24 protein-coding genes and 3 pseudogenes are annotated in these 18031 nt (G+C 60.0%); 13 read left to right on the forward strand and 14 right to left on the reverse strand.

All coding sequences use genetic code 11. From position 1 onward, the window contains the following. Positions 1-145 precede the first annotated feature (145 nt). Both AC0L3L_RS31315 and AC0L3L_RS31320 read left to right on the forward strand, forming a co-directional pair. Positions 146-901, forward strand: coding sequence for a DUF4142 domain-containing protein (locus AC0L3L_RS31315; protein WP_473641055.1), 756 nt, complete (start codon positions 146-148; stop codon positions 899-901). Positions 902-921: 20 nt separating this feature from the next. Then, complete coding sequence (locus tag AC0L3L_RS31320; RefSeq protein WP_095493495.1) at positions 922-1524, forward strand: hypothetical protein; 603 nt, start codon at positions 922-924, stop codon at positions 1522-1524. 87 nt (positions 1525-1611) lie between these two features. On the opposite strand, the gene AC0L3L_RS31325 is transcribed toward AC0L3L_RS31320, so the two are convergent. Beyond that, on the reverse strand, positions 1612-2010 hold the full coding sequence (locus AC0L3L_RS31325; protein ID WP_473641006.1) for a hypothetical protein: 399 nt from the start codon (positions 2008-2010) through the stop codon (positions 1612-1614). A 204-nt stretch (positions 2011-2214) separates the two neighbouring features. Here AC0L3L_RS31325 and AC0L3L_RS31330 point away from each other — a divergent pair, with 204 nt between their 5' ends. Together AC0L3L_RS31330 and AC0L3L_RS31335 are read left to right on the forward strand one after the other, a co-directional pair. Beyond that, the gene (locus AC0L3L_RS31330; RefSeq protein ID WP_473641008.1) at positions 2215-2676 is read left to right on the forward strand and encodes a cysteine hydrolase family protein; all 462 of its coding nucleotides are present in this window, start codon (positions 2215-2217) and stop codon (positions 2674-2676) included. A gap of 111 nt (positions 2677-2787) precedes the next feature. Beyond that, positions 2788-3426, forward strand: a complete 639-nt coding sequence (locus tag AC0L3L_RS31335; protein WP_095521282.1) for a DUF6766 family protein — start codon at positions 2788-2790, stop codon at positions 3424-3426. Between the two features lie 24 nt (positions 3427-3450). On the opposite strand, the gene AC0L3L_RS31340 is transcribed toward AC0L3L_RS31335, so the two are convergent. The 6 genes and pseudogenes from AC0L3L_RS31340 to AC0L3L_RS31365 form a co-directional block, all read right to left on the reverse strand. Further along, the gene (locus AC0L3L_RS31340) at positions 3451-3660 is read right to left on the reverse strand and encodes a KTSC domain-containing protein (protein ID WP_473530188.1); all 210 of its coding nucleotides are present in this window, start codon (positions 3658-3660) and stop codon (positions 3451-3453) included. Positions 3661-3671: 11 nt separating this feature from the next. Beyond that, complete coding sequence (locus AC0L3L_RS31345; RefSeq protein WP_473641010.1) at positions 3672-3866, reverse strand: hypothetical protein; 195 nt, start codon at positions 3864-3866, stop codon at positions 3672-3674. Positions 3867-4099: 233 nt separating this feature from the next. Then, positions 4100-5263 (reverse strand): extracellular catalytic domain type 1 short-chain-length polyhydroxyalkanoate depolymerase, encoded by a 1164-nt coding sequence (locus AC0L3L_RS31350; RefSeq protein ID WP_473641012.1) that lies wholly within the window; start codon positions 5261-5263, stop codon positions 4100-4102. 147 nt (positions 5264-5410) lie between these two features. Continuing rightward, positions 5411-6320: pseudogene (locus tag AC0L3L_RS31355) on the reverse strand (hypothetical protein). A 138-nt stretch (positions 6321-6458) separates the two neighbouring features. Then, positions 6459-6956 carry a YciE/YciF ferroxidase family protein gene (locus AC0L3L_RS31360; protein ID WP_473641014.1) on the reverse strand — a complete coding sequence of 166 codons (498 nt, stop codon included), beginning with the start codon at positions 6954-6956 and terminating at the stop codon, positions 6459-6461. 332 nt (positions 6957-7288) lie between these two features. After that, the gene (locus tag AC0L3L_RS31365) at positions 7289-8128 is read right to left on the reverse strand and encodes an ATP-dependent DNA ligase (protein ID WP_473641057.1); all 840 of its coding nucleotides are present in this window, start codon (positions 8126-8128) and stop codon (positions 7289-7291) included. Between the two features lie 176 nt (positions 8129-8304). Between AC0L3L_RS31365 and AC0L3L_RS31370 the strand changes: the two genes are divergently transcribed. Then, positions 8305-8808 (forward strand): DUF2243 domain-containing protein, encoded by a 504-nt coding sequence (locus AC0L3L_RS31370; protein WP_473641016.1) that lies wholly within the window; start codon positions 8305-8307, stop codon positions 8806-8808. Positions 8809-8930: 122 nt separating this feature from the next. Here the strand turns inward: AC0L3L_RS31370 and AC0L3L_RS31375 are convergent, their stop codons facing one another. Further along, positions 8931-9101 carry a sunset domain-containing protein gene (locus tag AC0L3L_RS31375; protein WP_473641059.1) on the reverse strand — a complete coding sequence of 57 codons (171 nt, stop codon included), beginning with the start codon at positions 9099-9101 and terminating at the stop codon, positions 8931-8933. A 285-nt stretch (positions 9102-9386) separates the two neighbouring features. Here AC0L3L_RS31375 and AC0L3L_RS31380 point away from each other — a divergent pair, with 285 nt between their 5' ends. The 5 genes from AC0L3L_RS31380 (at position 9387) to AC0L3L_RS31400 (ending at position 10984) form a co-directional block, all read left to right on the forward strand. Beyond that, on the forward strand, positions 9387-9578 hold the full coding sequence (locus tag AC0L3L_RS31380) for a DUF3606 domain-containing protein (protein WP_473530172.1): 192 nt from the start codon (positions 9387-9389) through the stop codon (positions 9576-9578). Continuing rightward, a complete protein-coding gene (locus tag AC0L3L_RS31385; protein ID WP_473530171.1) occupies positions 9575-9760 on the forward strand; it encodes a hypothetical protein in 186 nt (61 codons plus the stop codon). The genes AC0L3L_RS31380 and AC0L3L_RS31385 overlap by 4 nt, the downstream gene beginning before the upstream one ends. 45 nt (positions 9761-9805) lie before the next feature. Beyond that, the gene (locus AC0L3L_RS31390) at positions 9806-10264 is read left to right on the forward strand and encodes a hypothetical protein (RefSeq protein ID WP_473641017.1); all 459 of its coding nucleotides are present in this window, start codon (positions 9806-9808) and stop codon (positions 10262-10264) included. Positions 10265-10415: 151 nt separating this feature from the next. Then, on the forward strand, positions 10416-10682 hold the full coding sequence (locus AC0L3L_RS31395) for a helix-turn-helix domain-containing protein (protein WP_473641019.1): 267 nt from the start codon (positions 10416-10418) through the stop codon (positions 10680-10682). Beyond that, positions 10682-10984 carry a DUF6894 family protein gene (locus AC0L3L_RS31400; protein WP_473641021.1) on the forward strand — a complete coding sequence of 101 codons (303 nt, stop codon included), beginning with the start codon at positions 10682-10684 and terminating at the stop codon, positions 10982-10984. The genes AC0L3L_RS31395 and AC0L3L_RS31400 overlap by 1 nt, the downstream gene beginning before the upstream one ends. 54 nt (positions 10985-11038) lie before the next feature. On the opposite strand, the gene AC0L3L_RS31405 is transcribed toward AC0L3L_RS31400, so the two are convergent. Both AC0L3L_RS31405 and AC0L3L_RS31410 read right to left on the reverse strand, forming a co-directional pair. Continuing rightward, positions 11039-11230, reverse strand: coding sequence for a hypothetical protein (locus tag AC0L3L_RS31405; RefSeq protein WP_473641022.1), 192 nt, complete (start codon positions 11228-11230; stop codon positions 11039-11041). A 16-nt stretch (positions 11231-11246) separates the two neighbouring features. Beyond that, positions 11247-11462, reverse strand: a complete 216-nt coding sequence (locus AC0L3L_RS31410; RefSeq protein ID WP_023803428.1) for a hypothetical protein — start codon at positions 11460-11462, stop codon at positions 11247-11249. A 273-nt stretch (positions 11463-11735) separates the two neighbouring features. On the opposite strand from AC0L3L_RS31410, the gene AC0L3L_RS31415 reads away from it, so the two are divergent. Beyond that, positions 11736-12278, forward strand: a complete 543-nt coding sequence (locus tag AC0L3L_RS31415) for a hypothetical protein (RefSeq protein WP_473641024.1) — start codon at positions 11736-11738, stop codon at positions 12276-12278. 355 nt (positions 12279-12633) lie between these two features. Here the strand turns inward: AC0L3L_RS31415 and AC0L3L_RS31420 are convergent, their stop codons facing one another. After that, a complete protein-coding gene (locus AC0L3L_RS31420) occupies positions 12634-13308 on the reverse strand; it encodes a LysR substrate-binding domain-containing protein (RefSeq protein ID WP_473641026.1) in 675 nt (224 codons plus the stop codon). Between the two features lie 53 nt (positions 13309-13361). Here AC0L3L_RS31420 and AC0L3L_RS31425 point away from each other — a divergent pair. Then, positions 13362-15410 (forward strand): annotated as a pseudogene (locus tag AC0L3L_RS31425) (relaxase/mobilization nuclease domain-containing protein); the annotation flags it as partial. A gap of 9 nt (positions 15411-15419) precedes the next feature. Continuing rightward, positions 15420-15626, forward strand: a complete 207-nt coding sequence (locus AC0L3L_RS31430) for a hypothetical protein (RefSeq protein ID WP_473641060.1) — start codon at positions 15420-15422, stop codon at positions 15624-15626. Between the two features lie 24 nt (positions 15627-15650). On the opposite strand, the gene AC0L3L_RS31435 is transcribed toward AC0L3L_RS31430, so the two are convergent. The 3 genes and pseudogenes from AC0L3L_RS31435 to AC0L3L_RS31445 all read right to left on the reverse strand — a co-directional run bounded on the left by AC0L3L_RS31435 (position 15651) and on the right by AC0L3L_RS31445 (position 17860). Beyond that, positions 15651-15929 carry a hypothetical protein gene (locus AC0L3L_RS31435; RefSeq protein ID WP_473641027.1) on the reverse strand — a complete coding sequence of 93 codons (279 nt, stop codon included), beginning with the start codon at positions 15927-15929 and terminating at the stop codon, positions 15651-15653. Positions 15930-16339: 410 nt separating this feature from the next. Further along, entirely contained in the window at positions 16340-16609 is a 270-nt protein-coding gene (locus tag AC0L3L_RS31440) for a hypothetical protein (protein ID WP_473641029.1), read from the reverse strand. An 810-nt stretch (positions 16610-17419) separates the two neighbouring features. Beyond that, positions 17420-17860: pseudogene (locus AC0L3L_RS31445) on the reverse strand (hypothetical protein). Positions 17861-18031: the final 171 nt, after the last annotated feature.

Genomic DNA, 18031 nt, shown 5'->3' on the forward strand with positions numbered 1-18031 from the left:
TGGGCTTGGCTCATTGCCCTCGTCGCGCGGCAGAGAGTTCTGCCTACGACTCAGACGCTCAGACATATCTCTTTCGCGCCGGAACAAAGCGATCATGGGCTTGTTAGGATTCATCGCACACTCGTGCACTAACAAGGACAAATCCATGAAAACGCGACACCCATTCGCCTCGCTCGCTGCCGTCTCCCTAGTCCTCGCGATGCCCGCTTTCGCTGCGGATACCGCGCAGGACTTCGTCGACAAGGCCGCTGTCGGCGGCAAATTCGAAGTCGACGCAAGTAAGATCGCTCAGGACAAGGTAACCGACCAAAATGTCAAAGAATTCGCACAAAAGATGATCGAAGATCACAATGCAGCCAACGCCAGGCTGCAGTCCATCGCCGGCGAGCAGAAGCTGCAGCTTCCCGTCGACCTGGATGCCCCCCATAGGTCCGAGTTGCAGAAGCTTCAGGACGGCAAGGCGCCGCTCGATCAGCCTTACCTCGATATGCAGCGCAGTGCGCATGCCGACGCAGTTTCCTTGTTCGAGTCATATGCGAAGGACGGCGACAACAGGCCGCTTAAGGTGTTCGCACAGGAGACGTTGGCGACACTCAAAATGCACAAGGAGATGATCGAAAAGATCGCCACAACCATCGGCACGGATTCTTCGTCAGCAGCGAACTCAACAACGCCGGCTGTCAAAACGACCGATACTCCAAGTCCATCCGCCCCGGAACCCGGCGCGAACAGCTTCACCGAAGACCAAGCCAAGGACCGAATTGAGGATGCAGGCTACTCGAACGTATCCAAGCTTATCAAGGACGACCAGGGCATTTGGCGCGGCCAGGCGAGCAAGGATGGGAAAAACATCCCCGTCGCGCTCGACTATCAGGGCAACATCGTTGACGGCAATAACTAACAAAACCAAGGAGAGATCAAATGAAAACAGTAACTGGACTGTTCGATAACTATGACGACGCATCCAATGCGGTCGGCGAATTGGAAGCAACGGGAATCCCGCATTCGGATATCAGCATCGTCGCCAACAATTCGAGCGACTGGTATGATGATGATCGCTCGGAAGCCGCTGAAGATGCCGCCGGTGGCGCCGGGATAGGAGCGGTGGTAGGCGGTACCGGCGGGTTGCTGACGGGGTTGGGCATCATGGCCATTCCTGGCGTCGGACCGGTCGTGGCGGCTGGCTGGCTTGCGGCCACCGCCGTAGGTGCACTGGCCGGAGCTGCCGTCGGCGGTGCCGCCGGCGGGATCATCGGCGCCCTTACGGATTCCGGCGTGCCGGAAAGCGATGCACATGTTTACGCAGAGGGCATCCGACGTGGCGGGACCCTGGTCACGGCCAAAGTCGCGGACGAGCTGGTGCCGAGCGTCGAGCAGATCCTCAGTCAATCCAGATCGGTCGATGTAGCCGAACGTCGCAGGGACTACGAGGCGGGTGGTTGGACGGGATTCGACGCCGATGCGGAAGACTATACCCCCGACGAGATCGAGCGCGACCGTGCCCGTGACGGCAACCGCCTTTGATCGAGGAACCCCGCTGCCGAAAGGTAGCGGGGAATTCGCTCCCTCTTCATAGTCCTCAGAGCTGACTTTGCGGCCGCTGGATCCCTCCTACCGCATCAAGCCACCCGCTCGCAGCGCGTCCTCGATGACTTTCGTAACATAGGCTTGCGAACCAACCGTATTGAGCAGCAGGGTCTTTCTTGCCGCGACAACGTGGTCCGCCCGCGGTTTTTCCTCCGTTTCGCGGCCGGCTAGGAGTATGGTTCCAGAAAGGGTTGCGCCATCGGCGGAGATCTTTGTCCTTGGGCCTTGCGCTCCTGTCTCCATACTGCCCCAGAAGCAAGCGATATGGCGGGTCGAGGATATCCCTACATCCAGCATGAAAGGCCCCGCGCTGCCGAGGCCATTGTCGCCGGGCGTCTTCAATGGTGCGCCATGGCCCTTGCCCGCGATGCTGAATTTTTCGATCAGCTCTCTCCCGCTCGTGTCGCACCAGACCTGCCGCATATGCCCATCGACGGTTTCCGAGCGTTTTGGGTTAGCGTCTATGGAATGAACGCCTTGCCATTGCACCAGGATTGCATCTGCGTTGAAAATGCCCGCGCTCAGAAGAGGCTATGCATCACCCGACCGCGGCCGCGGCTGATCATGGCCGCCCTAGGCCTGGTACACGGTCCGCTTGGTGAGAATTCCCTACATCTTTGCGTTGACATGCAGCGCCTGTTCGCGCCGGGCGGGCCTTGGGCCGTGCCGTGGGCGCAAAACGTGCTGCCGGTCATCGAGGAATTGACCGCAAGACATCCGCAGCAAACGCTGTTCACACGTTTTGTTCCGGCCGCTCGGCCTGGCGAAGGACCGGGCATGTGGGCGCGGTATTATCGACGTTGGGCCGAGGTCACCCTTGCCAACATGGATGCCGGCCTCGTCGATCTGATGCCTTCTTTGGCGCGGTTCGTGCCGCCGGCAAGAACGCTCGACAAGCATGTCTATTCGCCGTGGACTGAAGGCCGGCTCGACGCGATGCTCAATGGGTCAGGGATCGACACGCTGGTCATCACCGGCGGCGAAACCGATGTCTGCGTGCTTGCCACGGTCCTCGGCGCCATCGACCGTGATTTTTCGTGTCGTCCTTGCGACCGATGCGATCTGCAGTTCGGTCGACCAGACGCATGACGCACTGATGGAGCTCTACCGCTCTCGCTTCAGCGAGCAAGTCGAGGCGGTGAGGATTGAAGAGGTTCTGGAGAACTGGCGCTAGCCGAAGGCTCCGTGGGAGACAAGATCATGAGAACCATATTTCGGGACAACGGGCTTACGATCGCCCTGGTGGCGATGTTCCTGTTCAGCGCACTCGGCATGATCTGGTCGGGGCATTCTGCCTACAATGAAGAACTTCGTGAGCATGGCTCGGCAGCGATCGGACTGTTGGCTTATTTGAAAAGCGGCGACTTCCTCTCGGCGCTCTTCGAAAACTGGGAAAGCGAATTCCTGCAGATGTCGGCCTATGTCATGCTGACTGCAATGCTGTTCCAGCGCGGTTCCGCCGAGTCTCGTGATCCCGATGATCCCAACCGGCCCGAGGACGAACTTCCGACCGCCACCCGCAGGCGCAACCCGATCCTGTCGTGGCTCTATTCATACTCGCTGGGCTTGGCGCTGGCCCTGCTGTTCATCATCTCATTTGCCTTGCATTGGTGGGCGAGCCTGGCGGCCGCGAACGAGGAGGCGCTTCGGCACGGCGGCGAGGTTCAATCCCTGGGAGACTATCTTCTCGACGCCCAGCTATGGTTCGAGTCCTTTCAGAACTGGCAGTCGGAATTCATGTCGACGGCCGTCCTGGTCCTGCTGTCGATTTTCCTACGCCACAAGGGCTCCCCGGAATCAAAGCCAGCCGGCGCGTCAAACTCCGAAACCGGCGCATGAGTCTCCGCGTGCAGGCAACGGTCGCTATGCTTCGGCAATCAGGCGGTGCCGGAAACGGTCGCGAAAGTGGTCGTTGAAGAACCGGCCCTTTACGAAGGCGTTTCGGAACGCCGCATAGGTCTCCGGCGGCACAGCCTCGTAGTCATAACGCCTGCCGCTCGCGACGAACCACACCGAGAGAACCCTTGTCTCCGGATCGTACTCGGTCTTGCGGATTGACGTTGATGGATACACGATAACGGCCTCTATACGAGCGGCATTGGCATATAGCGGGTGATCACCGTGTCCTGCCGGAACCGCCGTTCTAGCTCGGCGCGCCGTTTGCGCCAGTCCGGCAGGTCGATATCATCCACCATCACTTCGAAGATGACGATATCATCTTTGCTGGACTGCTCGCCATCCTGCCACTGACCTTCCGCAAGCGCCTGCAGATAGGCCATGACACCTTCGAAACGGCTGGCCAGGGTCTTCCTTCACACGGTCGAAATCTTCCCGGCCAAATGGGCGACCGGTGTCGTCCGCGCGGGGAAGCAGGATCTGGACGAGGTGCATGGCGACTGCTCGCTGAAAAGCGGTTTCCAATTCCAAAGAACGACGCGTTCCCTTGCCTGGTCGGAGCCGCTTGACCTTCGCGGGCCGGCGAGACAGCCGGCGAGCGATTTGCGCCGCCCGCCTAGCGCATCAGGCCCGCTGCCTGCAGGGCATCCTCGATGATCTTCTTCACGCCGGGTTGGCCCGATTCCGGGTGACGCGGGAACTGATGGATGGCAGTCGACTGTGGGGGCTTCGTCTTCGCATTTTCTATACCTGGCGCCGGTGACCGGGGTAGTGGCGGTTGGTTGACGGGCACTTGCGGCCTCGATTTCCGGGAGGCGCTTTCCTCCGTTGCCGCGATCCCCCAGAACTGCGCGATCTCGCGTGTGGAGGAGATGCCGACATCAAGCATATAAGGTCCCGGAGCGCCCAGGCCGTTGCCGAGCGGCGTGCCATGGCCCATCCCGGCGATCATGTTGATTTCGATCAAGGCCTCTCCCGCGCCGTTACGCCAGACTTGCTTTGCGTGCGATCCGGCAACTTCGCGACGCGTCGGCGCTTTCTCAAGCCGGTGGACTCCCCGCCATTGGCCTGCGATCGCTTCCGCGTTGGAAGGCGAAACCGTGTGGTCAGCAGCACCGTGCCAAATCGAAATCCTCGGCCACGGTCCCTGATGATCCGATGCGCCCCGGAGGGCCCGTTGCAAATCCTGTTCCGAAGGACCGCCGTGGCCCCGCATGCGATCGAAGGCCTCCGGGATTGTCGTTGCGCTGCCGTAGGGCAGGCCGGCGATTAACGCACCGCCGGCAAACACTTCCGGATAGGTCGCCAGCATGGCCGCCGCCATTGCGCCTCCGGCCGAGAGGCCGGTGATGAAGATTCGCCTTCGGTCGAGGCCGTGGGTGACGACCATCGTCTCGATCATCTGGCGAATCGAAAGCACCTCGCCCGAACCACGCTTGGTGTCGCCAGGCTGGAACCAGTTGAAACAGAGGTTCGGGTTGTTGCCGCGTTGCTGTTCGGGAAAGAGCAGCGCGAAGCCAGCCTCGTCGGCGAGTTGGGACCAGCCGGAATGATGGTTATAGCCGACCGCGTTCTGTGTGCAGCCATGCAGCACGACGACGACTGCGGCGCCCTTGAATAGGTCATTGGGAATGTAGACCTTCGCTCCCAACCCGCCGGGATTGGTACCGAAGTCGGCCAGCGTCCGGAGGTGGTCTGACGCACCGAGGTCGGCGGGATGTACGGCATGTCGCGCCTGCATCGCGGAGAGGCGGGCGATGGTGTCGGAGATTTTTGGCAATGGGCCCGTCCCTTTCTGACGCCGGAATGGACGGCAATCTGTGCAACGCGTGGGCAGCAATATCGTTGCTGCACTGCACAATAACAAGAGAGCGTGGCGGGAGATAGAGTCCGGCCGATCCTCTCGGTCGGCCGGGAGTAGACGTCTTCAGCCTCGACTTGCTGTGAGATAGAGCGCGTCTTCTTCGTCGTCGCGCTGCTTGCCGCCTAACGCTGCTGCTGCGCTGGCGATGAACGCACCGATGATGAGAGAAAGCGCGCCAACCAGCGCGAAGGTGGCGCCGGCTTTTCTAGCTGTGTCGGCTGCTTCCTGTGCTTGGACTTTGGCCGCCTCGACCTGAGCAAGCACCGCATCAACCCGGGCAGTAGCATCCGCTTGCGACAGGCCAGTGCGAGCGGCCACGAGTTGACCCAGATAAGTCTTGTCGCCGGCCGAGACCTCGCCGGCCGCCGCACTCGTAATGAGGATGCGGGAGGCTTGTGCGGCTGCTGTCGCATCGCCCTCCGCGCCCGGCGCCGCCAGCCTGGAAGGATCGGTCGGGCGGAACAGCGCATCGACGAAATACGAAGTCGCGTCGCTGCCTCCGTCGTTCCCGGCGTTTGCGGTCGCCCCTGCTCCCGAGGCCACTGTCGAGGCCGCCTTGACGCCGGTGCCGATTGCCGCGGACAGCGCCGAACCGAGCACGAACACGACCAGAAGCGTCGCCAGCGCCCAGGCCATGAATCCGTGCGCGGTATCCCGGAAGAACGTCTCGTCCGTATGAATGCCGACCCATTTGGTGCGAAGGCGCCCGGTCAGGTAACCCCCCGAGCCCGGATGACAACCATTGCACAATGACCAGCCAGATTGCAGTGGACACAGCGAAGGTGGTGACGCTGGCGCTTTCGTTGGACCATGGAGACACCATCGTGAGCCCGAGGCCGGACCCGAGAAGCATCCGGATGAACGTCAGGGTCGAGGCAGCGAAGGCGCCGGCGATGATCGGTCCCCAGTTGACTGCGGATGACGAGGACTCGACCGGCGCGGCGACGTCGGTCGCCAGGATGGTTGATGCCATGGATTCCTCCTACCGCATGAACAGCGCGAGAAGGATGATGATCGGAATAGGAACTCCGAGCAGCCAGAGTAGAATGCCACGACCCATGATTGTCTGTGAAACAGCCACCCCAACACAGTTGGGGTGGCTGGTGTGTGATCAGGCGGCCTTGGCCATTTCGTTGGCCGAGGCGTCCGCCAATCCGGTGAGCGCCTCGTCTGTCATAGACTCTTCGCCGAGCGTCTGTTCGAGCAGCTTGGCGGCGTCGCTCATGCCCAAGACCTCGGCCCAGCGCTTCAGCGTGCCATAGCGGGTGATCTCGTAGTGCTCGACAGCCTGGGCAGCGGAGATCAGACCGGCGTCCAATGCGGGAGTTCCCTTGAACTCCTCCATAATCTCCTCGCCCTCCTCGATGATGCCGTCGATCGCGGGACACGTCTTGCCCTGTGCCCGCTTGCCAAGGAGCTCGAAAACCTGCTGCAGGCGCTCGACATGACCGTCGGTTTCGTCCTTGTGCTTCTCGAAGGCTGCCTTCAGATCGGCCGATGTGGCGGCGCGCGCCATCTTGGGAAGCGCCTTCAGGATCTTCTTTTCCGCGTAATAGATATCTTTGAGCGTATCGAGTAAGAGATCATCCAATGTCTTTTCTTTCGCCATGGCGGATTCCTTTTGGTTCCAGCCGTTTTTTTTTTGTTGTCGTTCACGGTGTTGTGAAACGCATGCTCAACAAGCGCGCAACGCCGGAAAGGTTCCCTTGAGACGACTCACATTCGAATGTTCGGATTGCTCGTATCCGGCGGTAAGGAAAGGCTCTGCCCTAAGAACGATCGCGCACTTCAGATGCAACGGGCGCAAGGCCAAGGTGCGGATCACTTACCCGCAGAAGCTAGCAATCTTCGAAAAGCATAGGCTATTCGCCAAAGGGTTGCGACACTCTGCTTTGCGAGAAGCCTAGGCGGCTTCGCCTAAGGTCAAACGCGGCAGTTACCCTAATCCTGATCCCAGAAGTCCTGCAGCGAAGCGTGCCTTAGATCTTCCTCTCCCCTGAGGTGCTTCACGCGGGCTTTAATCCCCGGCTTGACCCATTGCGTTGCCGGCCGCTTTGGCATGTCCTTGGGCGGTGGCCCGGCTTGTTCCTGGATCGTTTTCCAAAGTCGTTCCCGCATCTCGCGGTTGACGCTGACGAATGCACTCCCGACATATTTGCGGGTTTCCGGCTCGGCCATCAGGGCGAAGGCCGGCTTACCCCGCTCGCGTTCGACGCCAAGAAGCTCGAACTCGCTCTCGGTGAATGACTTGGTCTTCAGCCAATTGGTGGTTGGTCCGCTGCGATATTTGCTCTCTCGACGCTTCGATACCATCCCTTCCAGGCCGGCCGCGTCGATCAGATGATAGATCGCATTAGCCTCGCCCGGCATCGTTTCGCTGAACTGGATGCGACTGTCGGACCCTATAAGGCCGGCCAGGATTTCCCGCCGATCCTCAAGTACCATGTCGCGCAAGTCGTGGCCGTTGAGATGCAGCAGATCGAACGCGAGGAAATAGAGGTCGTGCTGCCGCCTGGTGATTGCCTTGCGCAGCGCGGCAAAATCCGAAAGGCCAGCCTCATTCAAGACGACGACTTCGCCGTCGATGATGGCGTTCTGTACGTTGAGACCTTTGGCTGCCCCGACCAGATTGCGGTATTTGGAGGTCCAGTCGAGTCCGCGGCGGGTGAAAATCCGCGCACCGCCGGCGTCGATGATAATCTGTGAGCGGTAGCCGTCGAATTTGGCTTCATGCATCCAGTCATCGCCTTGGGGCGGCTTGGCGACCAAGGTAGGCATCATCGGCGGAATGAACGCGAGCCGGCTGCGGGCGCCGGTACTTACAATTTTAGGCACCCATTCGATTCTAGGTGGCGGGTTTACATTAGCCAGAGCGAACAGAACGTGATCCCGCTGGGCTGCGGCAACGAAAGTTGGTCGTCGGCGTTGCGCTTATTCGCCCGAGGAGGAAATAACTCGTGCCAAGCCTAGATGCGAAGCCCCGCCAGTTTCCCACGCTCGCAGGCATTCTGTTTGGCCTTGGTTTGGGCGGCTTTTTCGACGGCATCGTCTTTCATCAGCTGCTCCAGTGGCACCACATGGTAACCAGCGCCGGCTTTCCCGCCGACAGCGTCGAAAACCTACGATTCAACACGCTCCTCGACGGTCTGTTCCACGCCGCCACCTATCTGTTCGTTGTGCTTGGGCTGGTCCTGCTCTGGCGCGCCGCGCATCAATCGCACCTTTGGTGGTCGGGAAAGATGCTGGTCGGCACAGTGCTCATCGGATTTGGCTTGTTCAACCTCGTCGAAGGGCTGGTGGATCACCAGATCCTCGGCATCCACCATGTCAACGAGACCGTCCCGCGGGAGCAATGGATCTACTGGGATTTGGGTTTCCTGCTTTGGGGTGCGCTGATGTTGGTCGGCGGGTGGAGGCTGTGGAGGCAGGGCAGACGTGCCTCGCCAGGCGAGTTGCGTTAGGTGCCTGCCTAGTTCAGCGCGGGCGGCTGGCCCGGCCGTCGATGATGGCGTCTTACATCGAGGGCGGCGGCGACCGCTTACATTAGCCAGAGTGAACAGAACGTGACTCCGGGCCGAGGTCTTCACACCTTCGCCTTGCGCCAGCCCGCCCAAGAGGCCTCCCACTGGGAGCAGAACCAGCGCTCCCCTCGAGCCGGATTAATGTGCGTAGCCAGATAATACTCCTGGCCTGGCACCTGAAAGATGTGCTCGCCCCGCTGGTTGATGTTCCCCTTAATATCGCAGCCTGTCATATGAAAAGCAGCGTTGCCGGTCGACGAACGGTGAACGCGCGGCAGTTCGTGTAGGCTGCGGAAGAGATCCCAAGTAATCCCAGAATCGTCAAAATGCGGCGGCGGAGAAGCGAACGCCACCAAAGCCTTCGTCTCCCAGTCCTCCCTGGATGAACAATCTTGCCCATTGCCCCTTCCCCTAAGAAAGAATGCTTCCTTTGCAGGCGGGAGTCAAAAGCACGGCCGGCGGCAACAAATTCTGCTTGCCGGCGTTGCCGTTGATCCGAAGCTCATCAGGAGAACGATATGGCCGACGACAAGAGCAAGCGAGACTTTCGCGATCGCAATCGCGTGTCCGCCGACGAAGATTACGAAGTGGAATATTTCGCTCGCGAGAATGGCGTGACGATCGAGCAGGTCCGCGAGCTCATCAAGGCCAACGGCAACGATCGTGAAGCCCTGATAGAAGCCGCGAGGGTATTGCGGGAGCGGAAGTGAGATACTGGGCCAACAACGAAGGCACGGGCTACAAGGGCAGGGATCACGACCGGCCGATCAAGCCCGAGGCGGAGCATTTCGAACACTGCCCTTTATGCGGGCAGGATTTCGACATGCGCGATCTCGGCCAGGTGCTTCACCATGCGGAGCCGGAGCACCAACCGGTTCCGGTAGACCAATAGACCGGTCTATTCGTCGCTGAAACCCAGCAGCGAGGCGTGGCATATGTGGCTATGATCGCCGCGCGGATGCTAGATGCGCAGCTTCATCCCGGGCGTGTCCACCTCTTATCCGGCATCAGCAGCGTGGAACTTTTGCGGCGAATGCAAGTTCGGCAGGTAGCGCCCATGGAGGTAACCAAGTCCTTGTGTCCAGCTTTCTCCTCGGACGTGGTCATCCGCAAGCTGCGTCGCGTCGCTGACATCAGCGATGATGACGCCGCAGCCTTAAGAGGCCTCCCGATTCAGGAGAAGGATGTTCCGGCTAACAGGGATATCGTCTTAGAAGGCGATCGACCAACCAACTCATTTGTCGTCTTGAACGGCGTGGTATGCTCATACAAGCACACTGGTGCGGGAAAGCGGCAGATCACCAGCTTCTTTGTCGCAGGCGATCTCCCGGATCTGCACGGCATCCATCTGGCAGTCATGGATTGCAGCTTCTCGAGCATGACGCCCGTGAGATAGCTTAATCCGCCACAGCGCTCTTCGCTCGATTTGCGAACAGCGCCCGCGTGTTGCAACCGCGTTCTGGCGATCGACCCTGATTGACGCTGCGATCTACCGGGAATGGGTCACCAACGTCGGGAGACGGGACGCCTACGCTCGCACGGCCCACATGTTATGCGAACTCATTGTGCGCTTGCGGTTTGCAGGACGCATTGAGGACCACGTCGCGGATCTACCGATCACCCAGGCAGCACTTGGTGATGCGGTGGGTTTGTCCGCGGTTCACGAGAACCGCACGCTTCAGGCGCTACGAGGTGACGGGCTGATCGCCACGTCAGATACAAAGTTGCGTGCTCTCGATTGGCCGGGTTTGGTTCAGGCAGGGGAATTCGATCCGACTTACCTGCATCTGAAGGACCCCGACGTGGCATTCTGATGACGGAAGCTGATATGCCAAGATATTTCTTCGATAGCGGCGATCACCAGCATCTCGTGGAAGACAACACAGGTTTGGAATGCGAGGGGATTGAGGCAGCGCGCAATGCAGCCGTCGAAGGATTGACTGAGCTGGCAAAGGACGAACTGAAAGGTCCGGACGGGCAGCAACTCATCATGGATATCAGGGACGAGAGTCGCAGAAAGGTTCTGAGGCTTAGCCTGTCGCTGGTGATCGAACCGCTTGAGGTAAATGCCGTCTCGCCGACATCCAACGAAGATGAACCTCGACGTCGCGGTTGAACCATGCGGAGCACCAGCCGCTGGTAGCTGTGCAGTGAACGAAGACCGGGCCTTTTAGCCGACCTCGCGGATCAAAGCGATGCGGGGCTTGCCGAGCGAGACGGACAGGCGCTCTAGAAGGCCTTCGTCCACTTCGGAAGCCAGGCCGAACCGCCGGTCGTGCTCAACGATCCTGTCTTGGATCGACACGAGGATTTCATACCGAGCGACAAGGCTCGTCAGGGCTTCCTGATGGTGGGAGGTCAACGCTTTTCTTTCCGCGCTACAATCGGGCATAGAGTCGAAGGCGTTCGTAAAGAACTGCCTCGTCAAATTCGCCATCTGAGAAAAGTTCCATTGCGATCACGCTCAGGCGCTCCGCCTGCTCGCTACCGACGGGAATACCTTCCTCAACGCGAACACGATCAAAGACCTGCTTCAACAAAGTCAGGTCACTAGGAAAGGCAATGCCACTCTTTGCAGTCTTAAGGCTGACCATATGCCTTTCCTCCCATTTGGGGCGGAAGCGCGGTGGTCGCTCACAGCCAGCGATGCCCGTGATGTCTATCGCCGATGAGAACACATTACGCCGATGGGCGCGGAGAGTCTTGAAAATAGCGCCAGGCGCTTTCTGCCTGAGCAGTCCTTCATGCCGGCGAAACGCATGCGCCTGGTGCTCCGTGCGAGCGATAAAGCCCGCGCCCCACGAGGAAAGGACGCGGGCCGATCGGTGCATCTCCGATCTGCAGCCCATCGTTGGGAGGGAACAAGATTGCTGCACTTCCCGAACTTTCATCTCAAGCATGTGTTCCAGAGAAAGCAAAAAATGCCTGGAAAGTTTGCGCCATTGATCGCAACAAAACCCTCCCGCCGGCGTTCCGGTTCAATCCAAGGGCTGAAAAGCCTCACTATGGGCGAGGAAGAAAAGTCCGACCGCGATCGAATGACGGATTTCCAGGCGCAGTTCCTCGCCAAGGAAGCCGGAATAACTGAAGCTCAAGCGCGCGAGCTGATCGAAATGATCGGCACCGATCGGGCATCACTACTTCGGGAAGCTCGGCTACTGAAGGCCCGGCTGAAGCCGCCGGACGCCCCCGGCGCGCAAGTCTTATGCAAGGATAAGAAAATGGCAGACGAACCAAACCGGAATCCGACTGCTGACGAAATGGCCGGTATGCAGTGGTGGAATTCACTTACCGAGGCTGAGCGCGCGAACTGGCTGGCCCGGGCGGATTCGGCAGTGCCCGCCGAGGCTTGGGCAGCCTATAAACGTCAGGGACCGCTCGATCTACAACCTGCTGCAGGGATCCACTAATATAGATCAAGGAAAAATCCGAGTGAGGCTGCTGACGTTCGCCGTACGCAGCGCGTAAAGTGACACTGCAGAATTGAAAATCTCCAGCGATGTGTCGAGTACAGCGACGGGCTGCCTGGCCAGCCGGCGGTTACCTTTCGGGTGCCCTAAGGCTCCGCGCTGCCTCATCGAGTGCCAGGGGATCGTCGCCGAGGCGGTCGATGAGGTCTTGAGCTTGGTCGCCGGTGATGCCTTCGGCCGCTTCAACATCCGATTGACCCGCGGCGCGCCTGACGGGTGTGCCTATATCGGCAACGCTAGACAGCTACCCCGACAGCCTTATATCCAGGTGCATCAAGCTGAGTGGCAGGTGCCATCACGACACGTCATACTGCTGCGCCAGCGAGGCGGAAAGCTGGTCGGCGAAACGGGCAGCGGCCACCGGTAGGGTGCGGCCCTTGAGTTGGCCGACATAGAGCATGCCAGCGGGCACGTCGCGCGGGTCGAGCGGCCGGGAGATCATGTCACCGGTCATCGCCTGGTGGGACAGGCCAATTGGGAAATGGAACGTGATGATATCCTCCGAGACAGCGTGGTTGCGCAGGAATTCGAAGCTGTCCGACTGAATCACCGGCTCCAGCTGCAGCGATGACGATTGCGCCCCGATGTCGAGCAGGTAGCGCACGCCGTAACCTGATGTGGGAAGCGCGATTGGATAGTCGAGGCAAGCGCGCAACCGCACCGTCTCGTGAGAAGCCAGCGGATGATCGGACCGCATAACCGCATGCACCGGCTGGTGCACCCGCATCAGCGTCATGAAAGCAGCCAGCCGGGCTGGCTCGTACACGATGGCGATGTCGGCCGTGTGATCGACCAAGGCACGCTCGGCCTCCTCCCGGTCGCGCAGGTGCACTTCGAAGGTCACATTCGGATGTTCTTTGCGGTAGAGCGAGATCTGCATCGGCAAATGGTAGGGCAATAGCGCCTGGCTGCAGGCGATCGCCACATGGCCGCGCCGGGCGCCAGCAAGGTCTGCAATCTGCGATTTCACGTGCTCCATATCGGATAACTGGTTGCGCATGTGATGCACTAGAAGCTCGCCCGAACCGCACCGAGAGCCGCGATATAGCCGGCTTCACCGTGGAAATCACGGCGACCGTCTATGCCATTCAGATGCACGAGCTGGTGCGCAATACGCTGAGCAGCGGTTTCACCGATCGGCGTCTCGCATACGCGGTCAACAGGCAGGTCAACGGCTCATTGACGGTGGAAGGATTTGTCGTGCTTAGAAGCGGGCAGGGGGAGCGCCTGACGGGCGACGACAAGGCCGCGAGCATCATCCAGTCCCGGTACGACAACAGCGACGCGGCACGCGAAGCTGCGGCGCGATTCGCATTTCAGGGCTACGGCAATGGTGTCGAGTATGGCGCGAGCAAATTGCGGAGCCTGGTGGAACGGTACGGCGGCGACGTTCGCGATGATCGCGGCCAGTTGATTGCCAACGACGAGAACGCCGGCGACCTGGTGCAGAAGGAATGGCGCGGAGAGCTGCACAGCAGGATAAGCCGGGACGTCATGCACCTGATCATGTCGGCCCGGGCTGGCACGGATGTCGAGGCCTTCTATGGCGCTGTTCGCGATTTTCTAGCCGATCAGTTCGGCGGGCATCGCTATGTGTTTGCGATGCACGATCCGGCCCATGACCCGAAAGAGGAACGGCAGGGCGGTAAGCGGCCGCATGTGCACGCCCATGCGGTCATCACGATGCGATCGGAATCCGGCGACCGGATAGAAACGACGCCGGCCGTATTCCGGCAATGGCGGGCTGCTGTGGCTGAGAAGGCCCGCGAGCATGGCATCGCGATGGAAATGACGGATCGACGCGAGTTCGCCAGCCCGCCGGCGTTTACGCGCAACCAGGTGCGGCCGATCAGCAGGGAAGGGCGGACAGAGCATGTAGGGACAAGCGAGGCGGCGCAGGCTCGATACGACGCAAAGCGGAGCGGGCGGAGAACATACGCAAAGAGCGAATGGAGCCAACAGTATACCAAAAAGGCAAAGCAAAACTGGGAGAAGGTTGCACTCGCGAGCGGTGATCAACGCCTCATCGCCTACGCTGTTTAGCAGCGTGACCGCTTGATTTCCGGGCTGTCGGATGGCGGCGCGGAAACGACTTCGAATGTCGTGCATTCCGATTTCGGGTCAAATTTCCGCGCCAATCTGGTAATATTGCAGAAACTGGTTTTGGAGGGTGAAGAATTGCGCGAGGCATCACGGGTAGAATTCGAGGCGTATGAAAAGAAAGTTGAAACAGCCCTGTTCAATCTGGAGCGAAGCATAGGCCCCGATGAGCGGGCCGACTTCGATGAAGTGGCGACATTGGCGCGCGAACACGTCAATCAGCGCCGCGAGCTGGTGGAACTATATGGGCAGCGCAACGAAGTGCGGGCCGAGCAGAAGCAAGAAGAGCAGGCGGAGGCCGAATGGCAAGCAGCCGTCGCCCAGGACGGCGATGTCGCGGTTGATGCTGGCAACGACGTCCTCTCGGTTCAGGATCACAGCTCCGATCTGATCGAATCCAGTTCTGCTGAAGAACGGCAAGCCGCAATGGAACAGCCGCAAATGCCGAAAGAGGAGTTAGAACGGGCCATTCAGGCCGAGATTGATCGGCTCAAAGCAGAAGGCTACAGCACCGCATACATTTGCGAACGGAGTCTGGAGATCGAGGACGGCGTTCGCCAGCGGTATGCCGAGGCCATGCAGAACCCCGACAATCCCGCTCTTGTCGGCGCAGCTAAAAATCGGGAGGCGCTGATTGCTGGCGCCGAAAGGGTAGGGGAGCAGTCAGCAGAGCAAAAGGACAAGACCCCGACGAATGCCGATGCCGTCGTCGAACAGCAGCGCGAGCCTCGTCTCGAGGAGCCGGAGCGCCAGCCAATCGATCCCGATGCGCGCGAGGCGCACGAGCTCACATCAACAGTCGACGTTACAAATCGGAGACAGGATCGGGTAAGCAAGGGAAAGGAAGCCACACAGCGCGGCGGCGAGACGACGCGCACCGACCCAGCACAGCAGCATATACCGCGGCTTGAAGAGCTGGAGCGCGACGAAATTGAACGGAAGGAACGCGACCGCGACGATCGGGAACGTTAAGTGAGCACGATGCTGAACAACAGGCAGGACTATGTAATCCAGACCAACGATCAGGGCGACGAAGGCTTCGGCAAGGGCCTTGGCGTGGTCATCTGCCTCGTGTTCGTGTTTGGCGTGATCCAGATCGCTTATGAGGCGGTTGTCGGCTGGTATCAGTCGATTGTGCAGTGGTGCGGCGAGACCGCCGCGTTCATCGCCAGCTTTTGGCCGTTCTAGAGGAAGCTGGCCGCCAGGAAGCTCTTAAGCTTCGGCGGCCAGGCCAACGTCGACGGGATCAGGAACGGTCGCTGAGAATATTTCCAGATAATTCTTTCGTGTTGTCGGGGAGCGGTCACCGAGCTTCTCGACTTTCTGCGCAACCGTCGCCTTCAGTCGTTCGGCGCTAGGTTTTAAGCTCTCTTCGACCGTCTTAATGCGCTCCTCGATTGCCGCAACGTCGCGTTTCGACGTTTCGGCGCCGTCGCCGGAATTGCTCTTGGTTGGTTTTTTTCGTGCATCGATCGCCTTGGGGTTGACCACACGAGCGGAAGAACTAGCCGGCCGTCCGAAATCCGATTCCGGCTGCCTGTCCGGCGAGGACCGGGAGAGCGGGGCACAAGCAGAAAACCGGAAGGGGGATCGCCCACCCGAAGGGTCGGCCCAGATCCGCGTAGCGGCTTCAGGCCGGTGCTGCAGGCCGAAGGCCGAAGCATGGGGAAAGCCGGCTTTCTGCTTGTGGGGGAGAGAGGGCAGAGCCCTTTCTACCCTCTCAGTGGCATGTAGTTTGGTCGACGATATGGCTGCCCGACCGTCGTTTATTGCGCTGGCCGGATGCCCTCACACCCTTTCCGGCCAATCCTGTGTTTTGGCCCGCTGCTTTTCTGGTAGCGGGCCATTTTCGTGCCTAGCCGCGACTGTCTTTCCCGCCGCCCCCTCACGGCGGATTCTCGTCACTTCGGCTCGCGAGCTTTCACATTCGCATTGTCGTTCGCTGCATCCGTATCGGTAGCCGGGGTCTGCATATCATGACCGGTAAACGGGCTGCCCTGCCCAGGCGCGAGTTCGCCGCTGTGGCCGGCTTTGTTCGTCTGGAGGGACTGGCTATCAGTAGTGAGACCATGCTGAAGCGCATCGAACAGATGGTCGTCTGCCTTCGCAAGACCGGTAAAAGCAATGAGCGATGCGCCTGTGGCAGCAAGGATAAGCGCGTGCGTTTTCATCTCTGGATTCCTTTGAGTTAAGGCCAGAACGAGCCGCAGCCATTCTGGCGGCTTCAACGAAGGGACATTCGAAAATATCCCCTTTGCCTCGCCCGCCATGGTCTAAGGAAGGCAACGACTCCCGCCGCCGAATTATTCCGGTTAAAAAGCATTCGCCATCACGGTGCGCAACCGCCTCTTGTTCGGGGTACAGCCAATGCAGGATTTCCGGGAAGAAGGGACCTAGAGCAGCCGGGACGGCAGCGCATATCGCCTACGCATTTCCATCAGGATGATCTGAAGATCCGCGCGGGACATGTCCGCGATACGGGACTCCCTCTGACCTGCAACAAAACCCGTCTCCGCTCGTTTCCAGAAGGGCGACTCAGCGGCCGGGAAGTTGACACAGGATTCTACCCGCTGAGCCTCGCGGCTTCTTGTGCCGACCGCCTATTCAGCGGCTCGGCGTCTAGGGTATGGGGGCTTGGTGCCAGAAGGGTTCGTGCGATGGCAGAGGAAGAAACGAGGCGACCGGTCGTTACACCGCAGGCTGTGCGTGCACTCGCACGCGAGTGCGGGGTGACAGAACCGCAAATACGAGAGATTATCTCGCTGGTCGGCACGGATCGCGCTTCGATCATAAGGGAAGCGCGTCTCCTCAAAACGAGCAAATAACTACTCCGCACGACGCAGTCTTGGCGGACTGAGTGCGCCCACGCTATATCGGCGCCATTAGGACTGGACGATTCCCCGGGTGGCTTTCCTGGGTGCCCAATCGCTGAATTTAGCAAATCCGGCCCATCCAAGGAATGACGAACGGAGTGAGGGCCCTTACTTCACCGTGATGCTCATACCGCTGAGATCGGCGTTGATTTGCAGGCCTACCTGCTTGCCTGAGAGTTCTAGTTGGGCGCCCTTGTCATTGGTCATGACGATCACTTAGGCCCCTTTGCCGAGCGCGCCGCCAGCGCCCGCTGCACCGTACACCCCCGTCACATCTCTGGCGCGGCGAATGTAGCGCACGGTACCATGGAAATAGGTCTTAGAGGCCCCGAAGGCGAGGCCACCCGAGATGCCGCCGACCGAGATGGGATATCGGCGACCATGGAAGGTCAGCGTGCCCTCGCCTCCGGCGCCACCGACGAAGAAGGCCGCCTTGTAGATGGCGAAGCGGATCGTACCGCTGTCGGCATGCGCGGCGCTGGCAAAGCTAACTCCCGCGGCGGCGAAGACGGCAACCGCGACTAAACGAAATCTGGACAAAATCTTCATGATAAGGACTCCTCAAGATCGCCGCTTACCCAGCCGGCCGGGCACGTCAGCGTCATATCAAAGTCATAGCTGAACAGTCTCGCACGTCATTAGTTCCAAGGCACGCGGCCTGAATGCGGCTGCGAGAAGACCGCCACGAAACGAGGCCGATGGCGAACATAGTCTTGTCTG

Source organism: Mesorhizobium sp. WSM4849 (assembly GCF_055811385.1).